This is a genomic window from Cryobacterium sp. N22 (assembly GCF_002929555.1).
Classification (GTDB): domain Bacteria; phylum Actinomycetota; class Actinomycetes; order Actinomycetales; family Microbacteriaceae; genus Cryobacterium.
In genome coordinates this window covers 1-23,804 of record NZ_PJJP01000011.1, presented here as the reverse complement: position 1 = coordinate 23,804, position 23,804 = coordinate 1, and the positions used below count along the sequence as shown (strand labels likewise).

General features: G+C 70.6%; 21 protein-coding genes and 1 pseudogene. 11 read left to right on the top strand and 11 right to left on the bottom strand.

Going from position 1 to position 23,804, the window contains the following annotated elements:
- The first annotated feature begins 415 nt into the window (after positions 1-415).
- Positions 416-1,999, top strand: a complete 1,584-nt coding sequence (locus CXY76_RS00460) for a glycosyltransferase family 39 protein (RefSeq protein WP_158253812.1) — start codon at positions 416-418, stop codon at positions 1,997-1,999.
- Here CXY76_RS00460 and CXY76_RS00455 read toward each other — a convergent pair.
- Positions 1,987-3,390 carry a glycosyltransferase family 87 protein gene (locus tag CXY76_RS00455; RefSeq protein ID WP_158253811.1) on the bottom strand — a complete coding sequence of 468 codons (1,404 nt, stop codon included), beginning with the start codon at positions 3,388-3,390 and terminating at the stop codon, positions 1,987-1,989. The two genes, CXY76_RS00460 and CXY76_RS00455, sit on opposite strands and share 13 nt — an antisense overlap.
- A gap of 111 nt (positions 3,391-3,501) precedes the next feature.
- On the opposite strand from CXY76_RS00455, the gene CXY76_RS00450 reads away from it, so the two are divergent.
- Both CXY76_RS00450 and CXY76_RS00445 read left to right on the top strand, forming a co-directional pair.
- A complete protein-coding gene (locus tag CXY76_RS00450) occupies positions 3,502-4,782 on the top strand; it encodes a molybdopterin-dependent oxidoreductase (protein WP_104162316.1) in 1,281 nt (426 codons plus the stop codon).
- On the top strand, positions 4,779-5,267 hold the full coding sequence (locus CXY76_RS00445) for a hypothetical protein (RefSeq protein WP_104162315.1): 489 nt from the start codon (positions 4,779-4,781) through the stop codon (positions 5,265-5,267). The genes CXY76_RS00450 and CXY76_RS00445 overlap by 4 nt, the downstream gene beginning before the upstream one ends.
- Here CXY76_RS00445 and CXY76_RS00440 read toward each other — a convergent pair.
- Genes CXY76_RS00440 through CXY76_RS00430 form a run of 3 tightly spaced genes read right to left on the bottom strand, consistent with a single transcriptional unit; the run spans position 5,216 to position 7,211 of the window.
- Positions 5,216-5,908 carry a bifunctional 2-polyprenyl-6-hydroxyphenol methylase/3-demethylubiquinol 3-O-methyltransferase UbiG gene (locus tag CXY76_RS00440; protein ID WP_104162314.1) on the bottom strand — a complete coding sequence of 231 codons (693 nt, stop codon included), beginning with the start codon at positions 5,906-5,908 and terminating at the stop codon, positions 5,216-5,218. The genes CXY76_RS00445 and CXY76_RS00440 overlap by 52 nt on opposite strands.
- A complete protein-coding gene (locus CXY76_RS00435) occupies positions 5,905-6,546 on the bottom strand; it encodes a DUF2064 domain-containing protein (protein ID WP_104162313.1) in 642 nt (213 codons plus the stop codon). Before CXY76_RS00435 ends, CXY76_RS00440 begins: the two co-directional genes overlap by 4 nt.
- On the bottom strand, positions 6,543-7,211 hold the full coding sequence (locus tag CXY76_RS00430; protein ID WP_104162312.1) for a glycosyltransferase family 2 protein: 669 nt from the start codon (positions 7,209-7,211) through the stop codon (positions 6,543-6,545). The genes CXY76_RS00435 and CXY76_RS00430 overlap by 4 nt, the downstream gene beginning before the upstream one ends.
- 109 nt (positions 7,212-7,320) lie before the next feature.
- On the opposite strand from CXY76_RS00430, the gene CXY76_RS00425 reads away from it, so the two are divergent.
- Both CXY76_RS00425 and CXY76_RS00420 read left to right on the top strand, forming a co-directional pair.
- The gene (locus CXY76_RS00425; protein ID WP_199190150.1) at positions 7,321-8,058 is read left to right on the top strand and encodes a response regulator transcription factor; all 738 of its coding nucleotides are present in this window, start codon (positions 7,321-7,323) and stop codon (positions 8,056-8,058) included.
- Complete coding sequence (locus CXY76_RS00420) at positions 8,055-9,206, top strand: cell wall metabolism sensor histidine kinase WalK (protein WP_104162311.1); 1,152 nt, start codon at positions 8,055-8,057, stop codon at positions 9,204-9,206. Before CXY76_RS00425 ends, CXY76_RS00420 begins: the two co-directional genes overlap by 4 nt.
- 20 nt (positions 9,207-9,226) lie before the next feature.
- On the opposite strand, the gene CXY76_RS00415 is transcribed toward CXY76_RS00420, so the two are convergent.
- The 6 genes from CXY76_RS00415 to CXY76_RS19335 form a co-directional block, all read right to left on the bottom strand.
- Complete coding sequence (locus CXY76_RS00415) at positions 9,227-10,315, bottom strand: NAD(P)-dependent oxidoreductase (protein ID WP_104162310.1); 1,089 nt, start codon at positions 10,313-10,315, stop codon at positions 9,227-9,229.
- A 23-nt stretch (positions 10,316-10,338) separates the two neighbouring features.
- Positions 10,339-11,793 carry a DUF5719 family protein gene (locus CXY76_RS00410; protein WP_104162309.1) on the bottom strand — a complete coding sequence of 485 codons (1,455 nt, stop codon included), beginning with the start codon at positions 11,791-11,793 and terminating at the stop codon, positions 10,339-10,341.
- A complete protein-coding gene (locus CXY76_RS00405; protein WP_104162308.1) occupies positions 11,783-14,896 on the bottom strand; it encodes a glycosyltransferase family 2 protein in 3,114 nt (1,037 codons plus the stop codon). Before CXY76_RS00405 ends, CXY76_RS00410 begins: the two co-directional genes overlap by 11 nt.
- Before the next feature lie 92 nt (positions 14,897-14,988).
- Complete coding sequence (locus tag CXY76_RS00400) at positions 14,989-15,324, bottom strand: WhiB family transcriptional regulator (RefSeq protein WP_104162307.1); 336 nt, start codon at positions 15,322-15,324, stop codon at positions 14,989-14,991.
- Positions 15,325-15,471: 147 nt separating this feature from the next.
- Entirely contained in the window at positions 15,472-16,437 is a 966-nt protein-coding gene (galE, locus tag CXY76_RS00395; RefSeq protein WP_104162306.1) for a UDP-glucose 4-epimerase GalE, read from the bottom strand.
- 51 nt (positions 16,438-16,488) lie between these two features.
- Positions 16,489-16,632, bottom strand: coding sequence for a hypothetical protein (locus CXY76_RS19335; RefSeq protein ID WP_158253810.1), 144 nt, complete (start codon positions 16,630-16,632; stop codon positions 16,489-16,491).
- Between the two features lie 89 nt (positions 16,633-16,721).
- On the opposite strand from CXY76_RS19335, the gene CXY76_RS00390 reads away from it, so the two are divergent.
- Positions 16,722-17,783 (top strand): GlxA family transcriptional regulator, encoded by a 1,062-nt coding sequence (locus CXY76_RS00390; protein ID WP_104162305.1) that lies wholly within the window; start codon positions 16,722-16,724, stop codon positions 17,781-17,783.
- On the opposite strand, the gene manA is transcribed toward CXY76_RS00390, so the two are convergent.
- Positions 17,711-18,994: a mannose-6-phosphate isomerase, class I gene (gene manA, locus CXY76_RS00385; protein ID WP_104162304.1), complete on the bottom strand. Its 1,284-nt coding sequence runs from the start codon at positions 18,992-18,994 to the stop codon at positions 17,711-17,713. The genes CXY76_RS00390 and manA overlap by 73 nt on opposite strands.
- Positions 18,995-19,121: 127 nt before the next feature.
- On the opposite strand from manA, the gene CXY76_RS00380 reads away from it, so the two are divergent.
- The 5 genes and pseudogenes from CXY76_RS00380 to CXY76_RS00360 form a co-directional block, all read left to right on the top strand.
- Positions 19,122-20,300: an acyl-CoA dehydrogenase family protein gene (locus tag CXY76_RS00380; protein ID WP_104162303.1), complete on the top strand. Its 1,179-nt coding sequence runs from the start codon at positions 19,122-19,124 to the stop codon at positions 20,298-20,300.
- A 68-nt stretch (positions 20,301-20,368) separates the two neighbouring features.
- Positions 20,369-21,157, top strand: a complete 789-nt coding sequence (locus CXY76_RS00375; protein ID WP_104162302.1) for a polyprenol monophosphomannose synthase — start codon at positions 20,369-20,371, stop codon at positions 21,155-21,157.
- Positions 21,158-22,639, top strand: coding sequence for an NAD(P)/FAD-dependent oxidoreductase (locus tag CXY76_RS00370; protein ID WP_104162301.1), 1,482 nt, complete (start codon positions 21,158-21,160; stop codon positions 22,637-22,639).
- Between the two features lie 29 nt (positions 22,640-22,668).
- A complete protein-coding gene (locus CXY76_RS00365; RefSeq protein WP_233199490.1) occupies positions 22,669-23,091 on the top strand; it encodes an SRPBCC family protein in 423 nt (140 codons plus the stop codon).
- Between the two features lie 321 nt (positions 23,092-23,412).
- Positions 23,413-23,804 (top strand): annotated as a pseudogene (locus CXY76_RS00360) (hypothetical protein); the annotation flags it as partial.

The window sequence follows — 23,804 nt, the reverse complement described above, 5'->3', positions numbered from 1 at the left end:
CCCCCGCATCCACTCAGATTCGCGAAAGCGGCCCAACGGTCACCACAGCGCTGTGAAGCAACCACAACACCGCTCTCGCGAGAGCGGCCCAACGGTCACCTCAGCAACGTGAAGCAACCACAACATCGCTCTCGCGACAGGCACCCCTCACGAGAGCGGCCCAACGGTCACCTCAGCGCTGCTGAAGCAACCACAACACCGCTTTCGCGAAAGGGACCCCTCTCGAGAGCGGGCACGAGCCGCGATACGGGGTGCAGTCAGGTCGCGACAGCGGGCCAAACCAGCGAACGGGCTCGGCGGGCTACACGACGATGGCGCCTCCGGGTAGATTCCCGGGAAGGTCGCCTACCCTCGACAAGGGGTCGCAACGGCCGCCGACCGACATGACCGGGTACGAATGGGAGAACGTTCGACCATGACCACCCCCACCACCACACTGCGCCGCGCACCCGATCAGGCCGCGGGCATCCCGGTACGCGCGTCGGGGCGTGACGCGCTGCTCGTCGGGCTGTTCGGCGCCCTGCTGGCGCTGGCCTGGTCGTGGCAGCCGTCCATCTGGTTCGACGAGGCCGCGACGGTTTCCGCCACCATGCGCAGCTGGCCGGAACTGGGCCGGATGCTCCTGAGCATCGATGCCGTGCACGGGCTGTACTACGCCGGGATGCACCTCTGGCTCGACCTGGTGGGCTACTCACCGTTCGCGCTGCGGCTGCCGAGCGCCGTCTTCGGCGGGGTCGCCGCCGCGCTGACGGTCATTCTGGTTCGCTCACGGGCCGGCCACCGCACCGCGATACTCGCCGGCGTCGCCTTCTGCCTACTGCCCCGGGTGACCTGGATGGGCACCGAGGGCCGGTCGTACGCGCTGACCGCCGCCCTCGCGGTGGCGTTGACCTTGATCTTCCTCGCGGCCTGGCGCCGCGGACCGGCGCCGCGGCGCATCCGCGTGCTCTGGTGGACCCTCTACGGCGTGGCCGCGGTTGTCGCCACCGTCACCTTCATCTACCTGGCCTTCCTGGTCGGCGCCCACGGGCTGACCGCGCTGTGGACGGTGTGGGCCGGCCGCCGGCGGGACCGGGCCGCACGGGCATCGCTGCTCGGCTGGGGTGTCGCCTCTCTCGCCGCCGGGATGCTGCTGGTGCCCTTCGCCCTCGGAGTGGTGGGGCAGTCCGGCCAGGTGAGCTGGATCGCCCCGATCAGCTGGGGCAGCTGGAACGGCGTCTTCGTCACACAGTGGTTCTACCTGAACCGGCCGTTCGCGGTGGCGGGATGGGTCCTGATGATCGTCGGCGTCGTCACCCTGGTCCTCACGACCCGCCGGAGCAGGGCCACCGGCATCGCGGTGTCACGGGCCCAGGCGCGGAACCCGTCACTGCTGGCGATCGCGGTGCCGTGGCTGGTGGTGCCCACGCTCGGGGTCATCGTCGCGTCGGCGATCGCGACGCCGCTCTACTCCCCTCGCTATCTCACCTTCAGCGCGCCGGCGGTGGCCATCCTGATCGGGGTGGCCCTGGACGCGCTGCGGCGTCGCTGGCTGATCGTCACCGCCCTCGTCGCGCTGGCCGGACTGGCCGCGCCGCAATTCGTGGCACAACGACAGCCCGAGGCCAAGCAGAATTCGTCGTGGCACGAGGTCGCCGACCTCATCAGCGGAGAACGGGCCGCACACCCCGACCACACGGCCGCCATAATTTACGGGCCGGTGCGCCAGCATCCGGCGGCGACCACCCGGGTCATCGCGTATTCCTATCCGGACGCGTTCGAGGGGCTGATCGACGTGAAACTGAAGACCCCTGCCGCCCAGACCGGTGGCCTGTGGGAGACCCGGTACCCGCTGGATGCGGTGACCGACCGGTTCGAGGGCGTCGACGCGGTGTGGCTGGTGACGAGCGACAAACAGGACTGGCGCCCGAGTGTCACCGACAAGCTCACCGCGCTCGGCTACACCGTCGACGAGGAATGGGGCCTGACCGGGGTCAACGTTCTGCGCTACGTGCGCTGACCGTCGGTGCGGGTTGTCCCGATCCTGCCCAGTGCGCTCCGCCAGCGGCCCAACGCGCCCGGTCCGGCCCGGCGCACAGACACGACCACGATCAGTACTAGCGCGATGCCGAGCGAGACCCTGCTGACCGTCAGCGTGGGCACCAGCAGGCGCAGGGTCAGGGCGAGCGGAATCGCCAACCATTCCCACCGGCCGCTGAGTGCGATGAACGGCAACAGCAGCAGCGCGTACCAGGGGTACCGGGGACTGAGCACCAGGAGGGTGCCGCCGATCATCACGAGCTGGCCGAGCCACGGCCGCTCGGGGTCGGTCTTCCAGATGGTCACCGCGGCCAGACCGGCCAGTAGGATCGCCGCCACGACGATCGCCGAGCCGCCCGGCGCGATCAGGGAGACCAGCGCGAACCTGGACCCGTCCTCGTAGCCCTCCTCGGTGAGATAGCCCGGCAGGTAGCCGAGCACGCCGATGCCGGTGGCCAGCACATACGGCAGGTAGAGCAGCGCGAACGTCACGATCGCCGCAACGACGACCTTCCAGCCCTGTCGCTTGAGCATGGCGGGCGCAGCGATGGCCGGGATCAGCTTGACCCCGATGGCCATCCCGAGCAGGATGCCGCCGCGGACATACTTCGCGCTGCTGACCCAGAAGGCGGCGGCGACGACGAACGCCACCCCCAAAAGGTCCACGTGCGAGTTGGTGACGCCCTCGGTCGCGACCAGTGGGCACCAGGCCCACACCGCCGCGTAGCGCTGGTCGATGCCGCGGCGCTGCATGCCGACCAGCAGCATCCCGGTGATGCCGACGGTGAGCAGAAGACCGGTCAGCTGCAGCGGCCAATAGCCCGCGTCCGCCCCGACGACGGCCCGAACGCCGGCGAAGTAGATTTCGGCGGCCGGCGGATAGATGGTGGGCACCGTGGTGCGGTTCAGCGCCGAGCAGAGCGGCAGGCCGGCACCCCGGTCCACGGTTTCGATGCGTTCGCCCACGCAGTCCGGCCCGCCGTCGCCGGTCACCGGGGCCGGGAACAGCCAGTCCGGCCGCAGCCCGTCGAGCCTGTCGTCGGCGGGCACATAGGCGTACGGCGAGACGCCGGCGTTCTGCACGATGCCGTCCCACGCGTAGCGCGCCGAGTCGGTGCTCGTGTTCGGCGGGCCGGCCATCGCCGCCCCGCCGATCAGCACGGATCCGGCGAGCACCAGAACCACGACGGCCCGGCCCCGAACCCGGCGCAGGGCAACCAAAGCGGCGACGAAGAGCACCCAGAGCAGGGCGGTGCCCATCAGCAGCGGCACGGTGTCCCGATGCGGCCTGAACAGGTCGAAGGCCAGCACGACACCCGCGGTGGCGGCGGCACTGACGGCCAGGAGGATCGAGACGATGGCAATACGCACCCTGCCATCCTCCCGCAAGCGACGACGGGCGCCCCGACCGGCCGGCGCCCGCGTCATCGAACCGTAAGGATTACCCAGTCTCCCGGCGATGGCGAGGTGGTGGAATGGACTATGCGCCGATTGATGTACGAGGCCAGGGCCCAGCTCGCCTCTCCGGTGCGAAACCCGCGGATGGCCACCGTGATCGGCCGCCTGCTCGGCCTGGCCTTCCTGCTCTGCTTCGGCACTGGCCTGTACAGCCATTTCCTGCAGCAGCCGCTGCCGTGGATGACGTTCCCCACCCGGCCCGCCGGGCTCTACCAGCTCACCCAGGGCACCCATATCGTCGCCGGGATCGCCTGCTTCCCGCTGCTGCTGGCCAAGCTCTACGTGGTTTTCCCGCAACTGTTCCGGTACCCGCCGGTCACCTCCTTCGCCACACTCCTCGAGCGGGCATCGATCGCGCTGTTCGTGGGCGCCTCGCTGGTGGAGATCACCATCGGCCTGCTCAACACGTACCAGTGGTACCCGTTCCCGTTCCCGTTCAAGCAGGTGCACTTCGCCCTGGCCTTCGTGATCATCGGCTCGCTGCTGGTGCACATCGGCGTGAAGCTGCCGCTCATCGCCTCCCACTGGCGGGCCGCCCCCACCGCCGGGCCCGAGGAACGACACCCCGTGGACACCGTCGCCGAGGACACCGCGGCCGTCGCCCTCGCCGCGACCAGGGTGTCCGCCGATGAGGGGATGCCCCGAGGCCGCGGCCTGACCGGACGGGTGCTCTCCTACATCGACGCCGCCCCCGAACTCCCGGCCCGCACCAGCCGCCGCGGGTTCCTGGCCACCGTGGCGGTGGCCGTCGCGGCCGTCGTCGGGCTCACCGCCGGCCAGACCTTCGCGCCGCTGGACGCCGTCAACGTCTTCGGACCGCGCAAGAAGGGCGTCGGCCAGCAGGGCGTGCCCGTCAACCGCACCTCGGCACAGGCCAAGGTGGCCACCGCGGCCCTGTCGGCCGACTGGGTACTCACGCTGGCGCTCGGCGGCACCGAACGTTCGTTCAGCCGGGCCGACCTCGCCGCGCTCCCGCAGACCGACGTGGACCTGCCCATCGCCTGCGTGGAAGGGTGGAGTCAGATGGCCGCCTGGCGGGGTGTGCGCCTGCGCGACCTCGTCGACGCTGCCGGCGGCTCCCCCGGGACCGACCTCAGGCTGATCAGCCTGGAACAGCGCGGCGGCTTCCGGCAGACCGAAATGGGCAGCGAGTATGTGCGGGACCCGCTCACCCTCGTCGCCCTCGAGCTGAACGGCGAGACCCTCGACCTCGAGCACGGCTACCCGGCGCGTATGATCGCGCCCGGCCGGCCCGGCGTTCTGCAGACCAAGTGGCTCAGCCGGATCGAGGCGATCGACGCATGATGACGACACCAGCCCCGGCCTTGCCGTCACGGCGGATGCGCGCGGCGCGCGTGGTTCTCGTCGCCGTCGGCGCGCTCGGACTCGCACTCGGGGTGTACGTGCTGGTGGACACCGTCGCCCTGCGGCGGTTGCCGGGAGTCGCCCTCTGGATCGGCGCGGCCATCGTGCTGCACGACGCCGTGATCTCTCCGCTGGTGTTCGGGCTCGGTGTGCTCACCCGCCGCGCCGGACACCGGCTGGCCGGCGGCATCATCGTGACCGTGCAGGCCGCCATCGTGCTCGGGTCGCTGATGAGCCTCCTGGTGCTGCCGGCCATCGCGGCGCAGGGCCTGGGGCCCAAGAACCCCACAATCCTGCCGCTGGACTACGCGCGGAACCTGGCCCTGTTCTGGCTCACGCTCGCGGTGGCCAGCGCCCTGATCTCGGTCTGGCTCTACCTGCGCACCAGACGGGCGAACCGGCGTCCGGTGCGGACCCAGTCCTGATCCACCCGCAGCCCGGCCGCTTCGGCGCGCGCCCGAAGCGGCACGATGCCGATCTCGGCCCACGGGAACACCCCGCTGCTGCGGCCCTGGGCGTCTTCGAGGGTGCCCTCGAACGCGGTGTCGCGATCGGGATCCTGGCTGAGCTCGACCACGAGCACGCCGTCCTCGGCGAGGAGCTCGGCGCACCGGGCCAGCAGCGCTCCGACGTCGCCGCCGATGCCGATGTTCCCGTCCAGGAGCAGCGCCGTTCCCCAGCCGCCCTCGAGCGGCATGGGAGCGAAAACCGACCGGTTGAGCACAGTGAGGCCCGCCGCGGTGGCGATGTGCACCGCTGTCGGGGACACGTCCACACCGAGAGCCGACAGGCCCAGGTCCATGGCCGCCCGAACCATCCGGCCCGGGCCGCAGCCGATGTCGAGCACCGGCCCGGCTGCCCCGGTGAGTACGTCGAGGTCGGTGCCGTCGGCGCCCGCGCTCCAACGGCCGGCGTCCATCGGAGCAGCCGCCGGGACCTGCGCGGTGGTGCTCCGCAGGTACAGCACCGCGGACTCATCCCGCAGTGCGGCCGCGTACGGTTCGGTGCCGCCGGAACCGAAGGTGGGGCCCGCATCGAGGCCGGTCTTGCCGGCGAGCAGCGTCATCGGAGCGCCTCGCTCAGCCGAAGCGCACCGAAGCCGGCCAGCGTCGCCGCGAACCGGCCGTGCGGGGCGAGAGCGGCCACCCGGTGGGCGTCCTCGATGTGATCCACGTCGGTGAGAGTCGGCAGCAGGCGCACCCGGAGTCCCGCGGCCCGGAGCCGCTCGAGCTGGTGCGTGCCGGTGTCGCTGCGGGACATCGGCACCCCGCGGATCAGGTCGCCGTCGGGGTGACGCAGGCCGAGCGCCCAGAATCCGCCGTCGGCGGCGGGACCGAACCAGGCGTCGACGTCGTCGGGCCAGGCCGCGAACAACGGGGCGAGCACGGCGGCGGAGACCTGCGGGGTGTCCATGCCGATCAACACGGCGGGTTCGTTGCAGCCGTCGAAGATCGCGCCGAGACGTTGGTCGAGGCCGCCGGCCACCTGGGGCACGATGTCGTAACCGGCGGCGGCAGCGGGCGCCACTGCACCGTCGAACGCGAGCACCCGCCGCGTGGCGGGCAACGCGGTGACGGCGTCGAGGGTGTCGTCGAGGCTGGCGGCGGCCAGCTCCGCGGCCTGCTCGAGGCTGAGCGGCGGATGCAGCCGGGTCTTCACCTTGCCGGGCAGGCATTCCTTGGCGATGACGATGAGGGTGGTCATCGTCTGGCCTCCTTCAGCAGCCTGGACATGTCGGTGATCGCGGTGAGGGTACCGCGCACGGTGCCGGTCACCTTGCTGCGGCCGACCCGCGGGGCATACGGGGTGTCCACCTCACGGATGCGCCAGTCTTGCGCGGCGGCCTTGAGGAAGACCTCGAGGGGATAGCCGCTGCGCCGGTCCTGAAGGTCGAGGGACAGGAGGTCTTCGCGCCGGGCGGCCCGCATCGGGCCCAGATCATAAATGTTCACACCTGTTATTCGGCGCAGTCGCCAAGAAAGAGTGGAATTGGCTATCCGGGCGTGCACCGGCCACGATCCGGCGGTCGTCGGCCGGCGCCGGCCGAGCACCAGGTCGGCCTCGCCGGCCCGCACCGGGTCGACCACGAGAGGCAGGTCGCGCGGATCCATCGACGCGTCGGCATCGCAGAACGCCACGATGGGAGCGGTCGCCCGCAACAGCCCGGCGTGCGCGGCCGCACCGAACCCCCGGCGGGGCTCGGTCACGACCAGGGCCCCGGCCGCCTCGGCGATGCGCGCCGAATCATCCGTCGAGCCGTTGTCGACCACGATCGCCCGGTAACCCTCCGGCAGCCGGGCCAGCAGCCAGGGCAGCGCCCCGGCCTCGTTCAGACACGGCAACACGACATCGACCAGGTTTTCGCTCACCCCTCGACACTAGGTCGGGGGGCGTGCCGACACTCCGCGGCAAACGTTACGGACCGGAGAAAGATCTGTGCCAGAGACTCCGTGCAGCCGGAGCGCCTATCCTTCAAGGGTGAACCCCTCGCCGCCGACCGGGCCCCCCGGCACTCAACGCCGGATCCTGGTCATCGATGATGACCCGACGGTCTCGGAGATCGTCTGCCGCTATCTGGTGGCGGCCGGTTTTCTGGCGGATTCCGCGCAGGACGGTCACAGCGGCCTGCGCCAGGCCGAGGCGCAACGCCCCGACCTCGTTGTGCTCGACCGGATGCTGCCCGTGCTGGACGGCATCGAGGTCTGCCGCCGGATCAAAGCCGCCTGGGCGATCCCGGTGATCATGCTGACCGCGCTCAACCAGGAGGAGGACCGGATCGACGGTCTGGAGGCCGGCGCCGACGATTACCTCGCCAAGCCGTTCTCACCCCGCGAGCTGGTGCTGCGCGTGCAGTCGGTGTTGCGCCGCACCGTGGCCGAGCCGGCCCGCGGCGGGTCCGTCGAGGCGGGACCGTTCGCGCTGGACCTGGCGGCGCACGAGGTGCGCATGAACGGTGCGCCTCTGGTGCTCACGGCCAGGGAATTCGATCTGCTCGCGCACCTGATCGGCCGTCCGCACCGGGCGCTGAGCCGGGAGGAGCTGCTCAAGTCGGTCTGGGGCTGGGACTTCGGTGACCTGTCCACCGTGACGGTGCACGTGCGACGGTTGCGGGAGAAGATCGAGGCCGACCCGACCCGGCCCCGGCTGCTGAAAACCGTGTGGGGGGTCGGCTACAGGTTCGACCCCGAGCCCCTGGACGCCGGAGCCCTCCAATGACGCTCCCCGGGCTGGTGAGCGTGCTCGTCATCGCGCTGGCCTGCGCCATCATCGTCGGCACCCTCGGCCTGATCGGCCTGCGCCTGCTCGCCAGGTATTCGCTCGTGCTGCAACTCGTGGTGGTGGCCCTGGCCACGATCGTGTCGGTGGTGAGCGGGATGGCCGCGGCAGCGTCGCTGATGTACGTGTCGGATCACGACCTCACCGTGTTCTACTTCGTCGCCGGGGTGACGGGGAGCGTCTCGTTACTGATGGCGGGACTGCTGGGGCAGTGGATCGCGCGTGACAGCCGGCACCTGACGCTCACGGCGGCGAGTCTCGGCCGGGGCGAGCCCATCACGTCCGCGGAACGGCACAGCAACACCGAGTTCGCGGCCCTGGCCGATCAGTTGACCGCGACCGGGGAACGGTTGCGGGAGTCCAGGGACCGTGAGGGCAAGATCGAGTCGGCCCGTCGGGAGCTGGTCGCGTGGATCTCCCACGACCTGCGCACGCCGCTGGCCGGCATCCGGGCCATGGCCGAGGCCCTGGAGGACGATATGGTCGAGGATCCCATCCGGTACTACGGGCAGATCCGCGGCCAGGTGGACCGGTTGAACGGCATGGTCGACGACCTCTTCGAGCTGTCCCGGATCACGTCGGGCACCCTCCGGCTGAACCTGGCGCGGGTGGCCCTGTACGACCTGATCAGCGACACCGTGGCGGACCTCGGTCCCGTCGCGAGGGCGAAATCGCTCGACCTGCGCTTCGAGGGGGCCATGGGCCTGACGATCCTGGCCGACCCGCGCGAGCTGGCCAGGGCCGTCGGCAACCTGGTGATGAACGCCGTGCAGCAGTCGGCTCCCGGCGGCACCATCGTGGTCTCGGTCACCGAACACGCCGACGGGCGCGCCGTCATCTCGGTGCAGGATTCGGCCGGCGGCATCGACCCCGCGGACCTCGGGCGGGTGTTCGAGCCCGGCTGGCGGGGTACCGAACCGCGCACACCCGAGGCCGAGTCAGCAAGCCAGGGCCGGGCGGGCCTCGGCCTGGCCATCGTGGACGGCATCGTGGCGGCGCACCACGGTGAGGTCACCGTGCAGAACACGCCAGGCGGATGCCGGTTCGACGTGCTGCTGCCCGCGCACCCCGAACCCGCGGGAGTGTGATCGCCGGGCCGGGGCCGGGCTCAGACCACGGCCGCGCGCAGCGGGGCCGTGGCGAATTCGCGCATCCCCTCGTCGAAGGTCACCGACGGCGTCCAGCCGAGTTCGGTGCGCAGACGCTCTGAGGACGCCGTGATGTGCCGCACGTCACCGAGGCGGTATTCGCCGGTGACGACGGGCGCCGGCCCGTGGGCGGCCGCGCTGAGGGCCTCGGCCATGTCACCGATGGTGTGCACGGTGCCGCTGCCGACGTTGAACGGCCGGAAGGTGCCGGCCGGCGAGCTGGCTGTCCAGTCGATCGCGGCGAGGTTGGCGGAGGCGATGTCGCGCACGTGCACGAAGTCGCGGCGTTGCCGGCCGTCCTCGAAGACCGTGGGGGCCTCGCCGCGTTGCAGTGCCGACCTGAACAGGGACGCGACGCCGGCGTACGGCGTGTTCTGCGGCATCCCCGGGCCGTAGACGTTGTGGTACCGCAGCGCCGCCGCACGACCGTTGGTGCTGCGGCTCCAGGCCGTGGCGAGGTATTCCTGGCCGAGCTTGCTGCTCGCGTAGACATTGCGGGGGTCCACGGGGTCGTCTTCACCCACCAGCGCGGGCTCCAGCGGCTCCCCGGTGGCCGCATCGGTCGGATCGAAGATGCCGGCATCGAGGTCCGCTGCGCGGCGCGGGCCCGGCCGGGCCACACCGTTGGCACTGCGGTAGCTGCCCTCGCCGTAGACGACCATGGAGGAGGCCAGGACCAGCCTGTCGATCCCCGCCGCGGCCATGCCCGCCAGCAGCACCGCGGTGCCGAGTTCGTTGCTGTGCACGTAGTCGGGCGCATCGGAGAAGTCGACGCCGAGACCCACCTTGGCGGCCTGATGGCAGACCACGTCGATGCCGCGCAGCGCATGCACGACGACCGCGGTGTCGGTGACGTCACCGACCACGAACTCGACGCGGGGATCAACCGCGGGCAGTCCGCCGTGCACGTCGCGGCGGAGGGAGTCGAGGATCCGCACCCGCCAACCGCGCTCGAGGGCGGCCTCGACGATGGCCCCGCCGATGAAGCCGGCGCCGCCGGTGACCAGGAGGTGGCGGCCGGCGCCCGGTGCGCTGCTGGTCTGGGTCACGGCGGGCTCCTTCTGCGACGGGGTCAGTGCGAGTAGACCGGGATGGCGGCGGCCAGCGGCCCGATCGGGCTGAGGGCGAACGACGCGGATTGGCCGTCGCCGGTGTAACCGACCGACGCCGCGATGCCTTTTCCGCCGGTGACGAGGTGACTCTCGGATCCGGCCAGCGCCACCACGACGGATTGGCCGGCGGCCACGCTCACGTCGATGGCCGGCCCGGTTGCGGAGGTGATGGTCAGGTCGGTGTCGGTACCGGAGGTGTTGGCCAGGTGCAGGGCCGGCGACGGACCGTCGGCGACACTGACCAGGAAGTCGCCGTCCTGGGGCGTGGCCGCGGAGGACCAGGCGAAGTCGGCGGCGGCGCTTCCGGCCGTCGTGGTGGACGCCGCGGCGACGAGCGGCTGGTCCGAGTTCAGCTTGACGGTGTAGTTACCGGCGACGACTCCGCTCAACGGGATCTCGGTGGCGATGCCGGCCTGGATTTCGACCTCGAGGGAGGTTCCGGTCGACGCGCCGTCCTCGCTCTGCACGCCGACGCTGACTGTCGCATTGGTGTCGCCGGGAACCAGAACGCGCACCGACGGGGTGTCCTCGGACACAGCGCCGACGTCAGCGGAGGCTTCCGCGCCGAGGTCAGTGACGACGACCCCGGGGATGGTCTGGGTCGCGGACGGTGTTGTCGTCGGTCCGCTGAGCTCGACCCCGCCGGGCTGGATGCCCCTGATCAGGCTCTGCTGCAGGGCCGCGGCGACCTGACCGCCGGCGGCCGTGACGTGCACGACCGGGGTCCGCAGGTTGGGCGCGAGCCCGGCGAGGGACACAATCCGCTGGCTGCCGGGCTGAACGAGGATGCCGGTGGAGCCGGGGGCATCCACCAGGCCGGCTTCGCCGTAGACGGCGAGGTCGACGGACGCCACGACGGTGGTGGGATTGCTCAGCAGCACCAGGCTGGTGCGGCCCACATCAGTCGACCCGCTCACCAGCCAGGAGTCGCTGGACGCTTCGGTGCAGGCGGCCGCGGCCAGCCCGCCGACGCTCTCGCCCGTCGCGGTCTGCGATTGGGAGCCGGCAATCAGGGGGGCGGCGGTTGCGCCGTCCTCCACCGGAACGCTCAGCACGCTCGGGGCGCCGTCGCGTTGCGCCTGCGAGTTGTCGGCGGCGGTGAGGTCGGTGCGCTCCACGGGTACCTCGTCGGCGCCGGAGCCCGTGCCGCGCGCCGCGTACACGGCCGTGTACGGGCCGACGGAGGTCGCGGCATCCGCCTGGGTGGAGTCTTCGGCGAGGGTGAGCAGGGGGCCGGGGCAGACCCGCAGCTGGTCGCTCGCGACCGGCGTCACCAGCGTCGACGGCGGCTCGCTCACGATGGAGGGCCAGGGCACTATCGCGGCACCGCCGACGGCGACGACAACAACGGCGATGCCGATCAGGCCCGCGGCGTACCTGGCACCGAGGACGGCGACTCTGCGCTTAGTTGCCATGGTCTGAGTCCTTCGGGCTGCTGGTGTCCGCCGGCGGTTGGTCAGGGGCTTCGGCCGGAGGCGGCGTCGGTGTCGGAGGCGGCGTCGGTGTCGGTGTCGGTGTCGGTGTCGGTGTCGGTGTCGGTTCGGCCGATCCCTCGCTGGGCAGGACACCCTTGGCGCGCCGGCCGGCGGGACGTTTCGTGCGCTTGGGCCGCGCGGGCCGCGATGGACGTGCCACCCGGGTGGGCTTGGCCGGTTTGCTCAAGCGGGATGCGCGTCGGATCGCGTCGCGGTGCGCCTGACGGACGGCCTCTCGGCCGGCCCCTGTCGGCACCGACAGGAGCACGGTCGCACCGATCACGAACAGGGCGATCAGCCCGGTCACCAGGCCGAAGATGCCGCCGGCATCCGCGGGGACCTGCCCGTTGACGGCGGCGTCGGTGGGCACGTCAGAGCGCCACAGCCGGCCGAACGCGGTATCACCGACGGGAGCCAGGGCGGCGTTGCCGTCGAGGGAGGTCGTGGTGCGGGTGGTCGTGTCGCTCGCCGCCTGCGTGATGCCGGCGCCGTCGCCCCATTCGGCGGGCTCGGTGGCGGCCGGCAGCAGCAGGACAAAACGGATGCCGAACTTCGCCAGGTCGGCCGAGGCGTCCAGACCGCTCTGCGAGGCGAGGTTGCCAGCCAGGGTGGCCAACTCGGTCTGCTCCGCGGTGACGGTGCTGGCCGTGCTGTTCAGGGTGGACTGCGCGTCCAGGCGTACGCCGGCGCCCCGAACGATGGTGGCGAGGATGCCGCCATCGGGCTGCGGAACGATCTGCAGGGTGCCGACCCTGGGCTCGACGGCGGCCTCGGCGGTGACGAAGGCGGGCTGCGTGCGGCCGATGCCCTCCTCGACGGCCGAGGTGCCGAGCGGGAGCGCCCCGGCCAACGGCAGGGACACCACGGCCAAGGCCAGGGCAGTGACCACGAGCGGTGCGACGGCCATGCGGTGCAGGCCGCGGGCGGCGAAGACCACCGCTCCGACGAGACCGAGCCAGTACAGGCTGAGTCCGGCGCCGGGCCAGATGCCCACAGCCTGGGAGCCGAGCTCCGCCACGGACAGCGAACCGGCCAGAATCGCCGTTCCCAGCCCGAGCAGGGCCGCGACCAGCGCGAGCGCCGCGCCGCGGGCGCCGGGCAGGAGCAACGCCATCAGGGCCAGGACGGCCATCGGGATCAGCAGCAGGGGAACCAGGTATCCGGCCACGGCAGCGTCGCCGCCCCAGAGCGGCAGCAGCTGGGTCCAACCACCGAAGTCGCCGGCCGGGAAGCCGAGAATGAACTGCCAGGTCGGCACGGGTGCCGTGGGCACCGGAACACCGGGATCGGCCAGCAACGCCAACCAGTTGCCGCGCAGCGCCTGGTCCCACAGCAGGGGGATGGCCAGTGCGAGCGCCGGCAGCGGGATGCCCACGAATCGCATCACGCTGCGGCCGCTGACGAGCACGCAGGCCAGCCAGCCCACGAGCAGCGCCGGGGCGAGGGACGGCGCGCAGGCGACGATCGCGGCGAACAACAGGGCGGCCGATCCGGATGCCGACCAGGACCTTGCGGCGGCGAAGCCGGCGAAGAACAACCAGGGCAGCAGCAGGTGCACGATGATCGCGGCGGGCCGGCCGGCCGCGACGGCGGTGAGGAAGGTGGGCGAGAGCGCCCACAGCACGGCGGCCACGGCGCGGATCGAGCCACGGTGGGTCAACCGGGTGGCGGCCATCCAGGCACCGATGGCGGCCAGCGGGAGCGCCAACAGGTACAGCAGGACCATGACGAACGACGGTGACCAGAAGGTGAGGGTGCCGAGGATCGCGAGCACCACCGCGAACGGGTCCGCCGCCCCGGTGAAGCCCAGGCCGATGTCCCGCCAGCCGTAGCCGACGTTTGCCCAGAGGTCGCCGACCGTCGGCGAGAGCGGGAGCAGGCCACCGCCGGTGAGCGACTGGGCTCCGATCAGCGGTGCCAGGATGGCGACGCCGACCAGGGCGGCGGCGAGCAGGGTCCAGGCCCCGCCGCCGGCGAAGAACCGGATTTCCGGCCGGTCGCCGCGGAGCCCGGTGAGGGCGGCTTCCCTGGTGAGGGCGTGCCGACGGCGCACTTCGGCGGCCGACACACGCAGCGAGGAGATCGACGACCAGGCAAGCGTGCGGGTGGCGGCGAGCCGCCGCCGGGCCGTGAGCACCCTGCCGCCCTGGAAGGCGGCGGCGAAGGCGGCGGAGAATTCGCCGAGGATCGACCCCGGTTCCTTGCGCAGCAGGTTTCCGATGGCGCGGAGGAAGGCGAGCGGGATCAGGGAGAGCCAGTGCACCGGCAGCGCCCAGGCCGGGGCGTAGACCAGCCGACGGTGCAGCTGAGCCGAGCGTTCGGCGCGCGCCCGGCGACGACTGGCCCGTCCGCGGGAGGAACCGTCTGGGCCGGCAACGCCGTCCCCGGCCGAGCTGACCCTGGCGGCGGCGACCACGGAGACGCGGTAGCCCGCGAGGCGCACGCGCACGCAGAAATCGAGGGAGTCGTCGACGATGGGCAGTGCGGGGTCGAAACCGCCGAGCTTGTCCCAGACGCTGTGGCGCACGAGCATGCCGCCGGCGCTGACGGCCAGGACATCACTCATGCCGTCGTGCTGTTCCTGGTCGAGTTCGCTCTCGACCAGCGTCACGGTGGCCCCGTAGGGGGTCATCGACTCGCCGAAGTCGTGGATGTAGTCGTCGGCGACCCACTCCATGACCTTGGGTCCGGCCACCGCCACGGACGGGGCGACCTCCAGTGCGCCGACGAGGCTCTCGAGGGCGCCTGCTGCCGGAGCGCTGTCCTGCGCCAGGAGCCAGAGCAGTTCGTGGTCGCCGTCCGGAGGGCTCATCACCCGGGTGGCAGCGCTGATCGCGGCACCGAACGACAGGGCGGAATCCGCCGAGATGAGGTGGGTGGGGCCGAAAGCGGCCAACAGCTCCGAGGTTGTGTCGCTGGACCCGCAGTCGACGGCTATGACGGTGTCGGGTTGCCGGGTCTGTCGACGGAGGGCCTCGAGAGTTCGCTCGAGGTGCGAGGCGCCGTTACGGGCGACGATGATGGCGGTGACTCTGGCTTGCATATCGAGAACAGCCTAGGTCGGTTATCGGTGAAGATCGCTGAACCGGTCAGGCGCGCCCTGAATCCGGTCCTCCGGCCTCGCTCCAGACCGGCTCAGCCCGCCCGCTTACGGAGTTTGCGTCGCTCGCGTTCGGACAGTCCGCCCCAGATTCCGAAGCGTTCGTCGTTGGCGAGGGCATACTGCAGGCACTGGGGACGCACCTCACAGGACGCACAGATCTTCTTGGCGTCCCTGGTGGAGCCGCCCTTTTCCGGGAAGAAGGCCTCCGGGTCGGTCTGGGCGCACAGGGAATCCGACTGCCAGGCGAGCGGATTGTCGTCCGCGCCCTCCACAATCGACGGATCCTTGCGTACGCCGGGCACGCCGAGGCGTACGGGATCGACGAACCAGTCTTCAGGTACCCCAGAACGATATTCAGACAACGTCATATCGCCTCCACCCATCAGCTCACGCACGTTTTCGCGCTAGAACTAATTACACCGGTGTAGTTCTCATCCGTCAAGTCGCGGATCGTAAACCCTCAATACGGGCTAGAGGGTTCAGACTCGCCCACATTGCCCGAATCGTGTCGTTGGTCAGACCGAGGATGCCTGCCGGGATTCCCAGGCGCTCCGCACCATGTCGTCAAGGGTGTGGCGCATCTTCCAGTCCAGGTCACGCGCGGCCATCTCGCCCGACGCGACGATGCGGTCGGGGTCTCCGGATCGACGCGGGCCGATTTCCGGGCTGAACGGGATACCGGTCACGGCCGCGACCGTGCTCATGATCTCGCCGACCGAAACGCCCTCGCCACTGCCGAGGTTGTAGACCGGGGCGATCGCCAGGCCGGCGTCCAGGCGCCGGGCGGCAGCGACGTGCGAAATCGCGAGGTCGGCGACGTGGATATAGTCGCGCACGCAGGTGCCGTCGGCGGTCTTGTAGTCGTTGCCGTTGATGCGCGGGGTGCGACCGTCGATCAGGGCCTCGAAGACCATCGGGAAGAGGTTGTGCGGGCTCGTGTCGCGCAGGTCCGCGCTGCCGGAGCCGACCACGTTGAAGTACCGCAGCGAGGTGTGCGCCAGTCCCGCGGCGACGGCCTGGTCGCGCAGGAGCCATTCGCCGATCAGCTTCGACTCGCCGTAGGGCGACTCGGGGCTCTTCGCGGTCTCTTCGGTGACGAGGTCGGTGAACGGGGTGCCGTAGACGGCGGCGCTGGAGGAGAAGACGATGCGGCCGACGCCGGCGTCCTGCATGGCTGCGAGCAGCAGGGCGGTGGCCGTCACGTTCTGCTCGTAGGTGTGCAGCGGCCGGGACACCGAGACGCCCGCGTACTTGAATCCGGCGACGTGCACCACACCGCTGATCGAGTGCTCGGCGAAGGTCTTGGCCAGCAGGGCGGTGTCGAGCAGGGTGCCCTCGACGAACGGGACTCCCGCCGGCACGAAGTCAGCGTGACCGCTGGACAGGTCGTCCAGGACGACGACCTCGATTCCCTCAGCGAGGAACGCGCGGACGACGTGGGAGCCGATATAGCCGGCCCCTCCGGTTACAAGCCAAGCCATGTGGTGCCCCTGCGTTCTCCGGGCAACCGTGTGTTGCCGCTTCAGACCACACTATCGTCCGCGCGGGAACGGTTCGGGATGCCGGTTGCGCCGGGCCAGTTCGGCGTTGCCGTAGCCGTCGGAGCGCATCGCGGCGATGCTCGCCGCCACGGCCCAGATCGTCAGGGCCAGCAGTACACTCAGAAACAGGATCATGGCACTAACGGTAGGTCTTGCGACTTTCTGCCACGAGTGGCAGAGTTGCCGTTTACCCGCACATTCCTGCCATCGTCTCTGAGGACCCCATGCTGAAGAAGATCGTCTGCGTCGCCATCCCCGGAATGGCCCCCTTCGAGTTCGGGGTGATCTGCGAGGTCTTCGGTATCGACAGGTCGGAACACGGCGGACCGGCCTTCGACTTCCACGTTGTCACGGCGGTGCCTGGGGCCCTGCGCACCAAGATCGGCTTCGACATCGTGGTGCGCGACGACCTCGCCGCGGCGGCTGACGCAGACCTCATCGCGATCCCCGCCTACGAGGCCGGCAGTGAGATCCACCCCGAGGTGCTGCGGGTCGTGCGCGAGGCCGAGGCGCGGGGCGCCTGGGTGCTCAGCGTGTGCAGCGGCGCGTTCATCCTCGGCGCCGCGGGCATCCTGGACGGGCGGCGCAGCACCACCCATTGGATGTACGCCGACGCCCTCGCCCTGGCCTACCCGAACACCACCGTCGACCCCGATGTGCTCTTCGTGGACGACAACCACGTGGTCACCGGCGCCGGGACCGCCGCCGGCATCGATGCCGCCTTGCACGTGGTGCGCCGGGAGCTCGGCGCCGCGGCCGCGAACGTGATCGCCCGGCGCATGGTGGTTCCGCCGCAGCGTGACGGCGGCCAGTCCCAGTTCATCCAGGCGCCGATTCCCGAGCAGCGCAGCGATTCCTTCGCCACGATCACCGACTGGATGCTGCGCAGCCTCGATCAGGACCTCACCGTCGACCAGCTCGCCAGGCGCGCGCTGATGTCGCCGCGCACCTTCGCGCGCCGGTTCCGGGCCGAGCTGGGCACCACACCGACGGCCTGGCTGAACCGGCAGCGCCTGATCCTGGCCCAGCAGTTGCTCGAGGAAACCGACGAGACCCTCGACCTCATCGCGGCGCAGACCGGGTTCGGGGCCGCGAGTGTGATGCGCCACCACTTCGTGCGCAGCCTGCACACCACACCGACGGCGTACCGCCGCACCTTCGGCCCACGCCGGGTCGCGCCCGATTACGCGGGCGCGGTTCCGGGCGGACCGGACTACGGCGTGGTGGCCAGAAAGACCTCACCGGAGCCCGCGAAGGTGAGCGTCCCCTCGTCCGGCGTGATGTAGACCGACTCTCCCCTGGCCAACGAGATCGACGAGCTTGTCCCGGCGACCAGGAACCGGCCGGCCGTGCAGATGGCGATGCCGGGTCCGGTGAGCGTCACCTGCCGCATCGGAATGCCGGCCTGGCCGGATTCGGTGGCGGACGCATCCGCCGCAACCTCGATGTGAGCCAACTCGAAGTCGGGCACGTCTGGCCTGTACACGGCGACGCCGTCGGCCTGCGGCTCCGCCGCCAGGTAGGGCACCGGCAGGGGTGCGAAGTCGAGCACCTCGAGGAGCTCGTCGACGTCGATGTGCTTGGGGCTGAGGCCGCCGCGCAGGACGTTGTCTGACGCGGCCATCACCTCGACGCCGAGGCCGGACAGGTAGGCGTGGATGTTGCCGGCCGGCAGGAAGAGCACCTCGCCGCGCTTGAGCGACACCAGGTTGGTGAGCAGGGAGATGACGATGCCCGGGTCGCCCGGGTACGCGGCCGAGAGCGAGAGGACAGTGTCGAATTCGGCGGCGAAGCTCACCCTGGCGCCGCCGTCGATCAGGAACGCGGCCTGCCCGGCGAGCGCCACGACCCGTTCGACCAGCCAGGACACCTCGCCGCTGTCGCCGCCGCGACCATCGCGCAGCAACCAGTCGACGACGTCGTGGATGGCGTCGTCGCCGATCAGGCGGTTCTCCAAGCCGAGCAAGGCCGCGGGCTGCGGGTCGTCCATGGTGGCGTCCAGCGCCCGCAACTCGGCGAGGATGGAACGAATCTGGCGCGGGTCGCGAAAGCCGCACAGGGCCTGGAAGGTGTCGCTGAGCGCGAAGATGATCTCCGGCTTGTGGAAGGGGTCCCGGTAGTTGCGGTCGGCCGCGCCGATCGGGATGCCGGCGGCGTTCTCGAGCGCGAAGCCGGCCGCGGCGCGGGCCGGCGACGGGTGCGCCTGCAGCGAGAGCGGGCCGTGGGCGGCGAGGATCTTCATCAGGAAGGGCAGGCGCGCCTGCCCGGCGTGCCTGGCACCGAGCGCGGCCGCCGGGTCCCGGTCGATCCACTCGGCGAGGTTGGCCGCTCCCCCGGTGAGGGTGGGGTCGGCGATCACCGACGGGCAGCCGGGGTGGGCGCCGAGCCATAGCTCGGCTTCGGGGCCGCCGGATGCCGGCCGGCCCAGCAGGTCGGCGATCGCGGTCGGCGAGCCCCAGGCGTAATCGCGCGGTGTGTTGCTGATGCCCACAAACATGCTTGGCTCCTGAAGCTCGAGGTTTAGACCAAACTACCAATGCCTTTCCTTCGCCAGGCGCAGAGTTCTAGGCTGAACGTCCCGGTCAGCGCGCACGCGCGGCCGGCATCTAGTGCAAGGGAGCCAGATGACCTTCGAACCGCTCAGCAGTGATTTCTTCGGGTACGAGAGCCTTCTCGACGAGAACGAGAAGGCCGCGCTCTCGCGCATCCGCTCCTATCTCGAGGCGGACGTGCGGCCCGTCGTGAACGGGTGCTGGGAGCGGGCCGAGTTCCCGTCCGAGATCATTCGGCCGCTCGGCGCCCTCGGCGCGTACTCCTTCGGCTGGGAGGAAACCCGGCCGTTCCCGAACTCCGCGGTGTTCCGCGGCTTCGTGGCGCTCGAGCTGGCCCGGGTGGACGCATCCGTCGCCACCTTCGTCGGCGTGCAGAACGGCCTCGTCGCCGGGTCGATCGCCGCCTGCGGGTCGGCGGCGCAGCGGGCCCTGTGGCTGCCGCGCCTGGCCAGCGGCGACGTCGTCGGCGCCTTCGCCCTCACCGAGCCGCTCAGCGGCTCCGACTCCGCACAGGGGCTGCGAACGACCGCGACCCGCGACGGCGACACCTGGGTGCTGAACGGGCAGAAGCGCTGGATCGGCAACGCCACCTTCTCCGACATCACCATCGTGTGGGCCAAGGACACCGCGGACGGCGCCGTCAAGGGTTTCATCGTGCCGACCGACACCTCCGGCTACACGGCCACCAAGATCGAGGGCAAGATCAGCCTGCGCTCGGTGCAGAACGCCGACATCACGCTGGAGAACGTTGCGGTGCCCGAGCACAACCGGCTGCAGAACGCGAACTCGTTCCGCGACACCGCCCGGGTGCTGCGCTTCACCCGCGCCGAGGTGTCCTGGGCGGCTGTGGGACTGGCGATCGGCGCCTACGAGGCCGCGGCGGCGTACGCCGTCGAACGGGTGCAGTTCGGCAAACCGATCGGCGGCCACCAGCTCGTGCAGGACCTGCTCGTGAAGAGCCTGGGCAACATCACGGCCAGCCTGGGCATGGTGGTGCGGGTCTCCCAGATGCTCGACGAGGGCACCCAGCGCGACGAGCATTCGGCCCTGACGAAGTCGTACACGACGTCGCGGATGCGGGAGACCGTGTCGTGGTGCCGTGAACTGTTCGGAGGCAACGGCATCGTGCTGGACTACGACATCGCCAGGTTCTTCGCCGACGCCGAGGCGATCTACTCCTATGAGGGCACCCAGGAGATGAACACCCTCATCGTCGGCCGCAGCATCACCGGTCTGGCCGCGTTCGTCTGAGCGGGCCGGTCCGGGCCTGACCGGGACTTCAGACGAGATAGACAGGCTGGCGAACTAAGCTCTCCCGCATGCGAACCTCAAAAGCGGCCCGCAGCGGCGCCGGAAGTCTGGTGATCATCCCGACCTACAACGAGTTCGAGAACCTGGAAAAGATCGTGTCACGCCTGCTGACGGCAACTCCCGGCGCCCACGTGCTGATCGTCGATGACGGCAGCCCGGACGGCACCGGCGCCCTGGCCGACCGGATGGCCGAGGCGGATGACCGCGTCAAGGTCGAACACCGCACCGGCAAGCTCGGTCTGGGCTCCGCCTACGTGCTGGGCTTCGCGTGGGGACTGGCGCGGGGCTACGAATTCCTGATCGAAATGGATGCCGACGGGTCGCATCCGCCGGAGCGCCTGCCCGACATGATCGGCCGGGTCGCCTCGGAAGAGCCCGGCGCCCCCGCCCTCGCCGTCGGCTCCCGGTGGGTGCCCGGCGGCAGCGTGGTCAACTGGCCGCGGCACCGGCAGCTGCTCAGCCGAGGCGGGAACACCTATGCCCGCCTGGTTCTGGGTCTCTCACTCAAGGACGTCACCGCGGGTTTCAGGGTCTATTCGTCGGCGACGATCGCGGCGATGGACCTCGAGGACGTGTCGTCGAAGGGCTACTGCTTCCAGGTTGACATGACCCTGCGCGTGCTCGATCAGGGCCGCTCGGTCGTGGAGCTTCCGATCGAGTTCCGTGAGAGGGAGGCCGGCGAGTCGAAGATGAGCCAGGCCATCGTCGTCGAGGCCATGCTCAGGGTCACCCAATGGGGGTTCCAACGCCGCTTCGCAAAGATCCGCTCCGGCCGGTCGCAGGCCACGGTCCGTTAGATGGTCACCGTGCGGCGTGGAGCTCCCGAGGTCGACGCGATCGTGGTCGGCTCCGGCCCCAACGGGCTCGCCGCCGCGGTGACGCTGGCCAGGGCCGGACTGTCGGTGCGGGTCTATGAGAAGTCCGCCTTCGTCGGAGGCGGCGCCGCGACCGCGGAGCTGACCCTGCCGGGTTTCCACCACGACGTCTGCTCCGCCGTGCACCCGCTCGCGCTGGCCTCCGAGTTCTTCCAGCGGTTCGGGCTCGCGGAGCGGATCGAACTGGTCGTCCCCGAGGTCTCCTACGGGCATCCGCTGCCGGGCGGCACCGCCGGGCTGGCCTACCGCAGCCTGGCGCGCACCGTGGCCGAGCTGGGCCGGGACGGCGCGGCCTGGAACCGGTTGTTCGCTCCCCTGGTGGCACACTCCGACCAGGTGGCGGAGTTCACCGGCGGGCAACTCCTGCGATTGCCGCGGCATCCGGCCACGGCGCTGCGCTTCGGTGTGCGGTCCCTCGAGCAGGGCAGCCCGCTCTGGGACCTGCGCTTCGCGGGCGAGACGGCACCCGCCCTGCTCACCGGCGTCAGCGCACACACGATCAGGGCGCTGCCGAGCATCGCCACCGCCGGCGCCGGCCTCACCCTCGCCACCTATGCTCACGCCGGCGGTTGGCCGGTCCCGGTCGGCGGCAGCGGCGCTATCGTGACCGCGCTGGTCGACGACCTGCTCGCTCACGGCGGCGAGATCGTCATGTCGAGCGAGGTGCGGCGGCTGAGCGACCTGCCGCCGGCCCGCGTGGTGATGCTCGACCTGACGCCGCGGGCGCTGCTGCGGCTGGCCGACGGCGACCTGCCCGCCGCCTACGCGCGACGGCTGCGCGCGTTCAGATACGGCAACGGCGTCGCCAAGGTCGACTTCGCACTGTCCGACCCGGTGCCGTGGCGGGCGGCCGGCCTGCGGGCGGCGGGCACCGTGCACGTGGGCGGCACCCGGGCGCAGATCCGGCGAGCCGAGAACACCGTCGCACGCGGCCGGCACGCCGAGGAACCCTACGTTCTCGTGTCCCAGCCCAGCGGCCTCGACCCCAGTCGCGCCCCGGCCGGTCAGCACACCCTCTGGGCGTACACCCATGTTCCACGCGGCTCCACCATCGACCAGACCGAAGCGATCGTGCGCCAGATCGAACGCTACGCCCCGGGCTTCCGCGACACCATCCTGGCCAGCGCCGGTCGCAGCGCGACCAGCGTGGAACAACACAATCCCAACTATGTCGGCGGCGACATCTCCGCCGGCGAGGTGAGCATGACCCAACTCCTGCGCCGACCGGTTCTCTCCCCTGACCCCTGGCGCACTCCCCTGGACGGCGTGTACCTGTGCTCGTCGTCCACACCGCCAGGGCCCGGCGTGCACGGCCTGGCCGGGTGGCACGCCGCCCTCAGCGCACTTCGAAACGACCTCGGGGTGCGCACGGCTCCCGATCTCTCCCCGACCAACCAGGAATAGGTGACACTGTGGCCGTCAACCATCGCACCATGAGCTGCCCGCCCGAGAGCGTCTTCGCCGTACTGGCGGACGGCTGGTTATACCCGAGCTGGGTCGTCGGAGCCTCCCGGATGCGGGATGTCGACCCCGCGTGGCCGGCCGCCGGCAGCGTCATCTATCACTCGGTGGGCGTCTGGCCCGCCCTGATCGATGACACCACTTCCGTTCTGGAGTGGGACCCGCCCCGGCACGCACTGTTCAAGGCCCGTGGCTGGCCGCTCGGAGAGGCCCACGTGGCCCTGGATGTGAAGGCCCGCGGCGACGGATGCGTCGTGCGCATCACCGAGGACGCCACCGCCGGTCCCGGCCGGTTCGTGCCGCTGGTCCTGCGCGACCCGGCCATCAAGATCCGAAACGAAGAGACACTGCGCCGGCTCGCGTTCCTCGCCGAGGGCGGCGCCGGGTTCAAGTAGCGCCGGCGGGGTAGGGCTCGTCGCGAAAGCCGAGCCCTACCCCGCGAGCCAGCCGCAAGAACGCGCCGTTCTCCGTTGGTCGAGCCTGTCGCGACCCCGTGACCCGCTTCCACGAACGCGCCCATCCCCTTTGTCGACGCCGCGCTGAGCCTGTCGAAGCAGACCCCCTGTGAGCTGTCCTCGAGAACGGCGTATCTCCGTTGGTCGAGCTTGTCGAGACCCCGCGAGCCGTCGTCATCAGGGTGAAAAAAGTTACGATATTTACTCGTGAAATGTTGACACTTCCTCGCATATGCCTCCGATTCGTGAGAGAATGGGGCTATGGATGACGAGCTGGTTGGCTCCACCGCACCGACGGGAACTCCTCCCGCCGGGTCCAATCTCCATGACTGGAACACCGCCCTGGCTGCTCCGGCGCCAGATGCGGTTGCCTTTGCGGATGGTGCCGGCCTTGACGCCCCCAGCCTAAGGAGCACCACCGACGCTCAGACCGGCACCGCCGAGGGCACTCCGGGCCACGCTCGACCCCGTCGACCGGGCACCGGCCCTGCCGGTCGCCGCCTGTCCAAGCCGAAGCCCGAGTGGCGGGATCCGGCCGAACTGCCCGGGGTGCAGCGTGCTCACACCGGGCCGTTCGGCGAGAAACTGCAGGCCCTGGATGACGCGGCGCGCACGGTGCGGGCGGTGATGGATTCCATCGACGTGAACGCGTT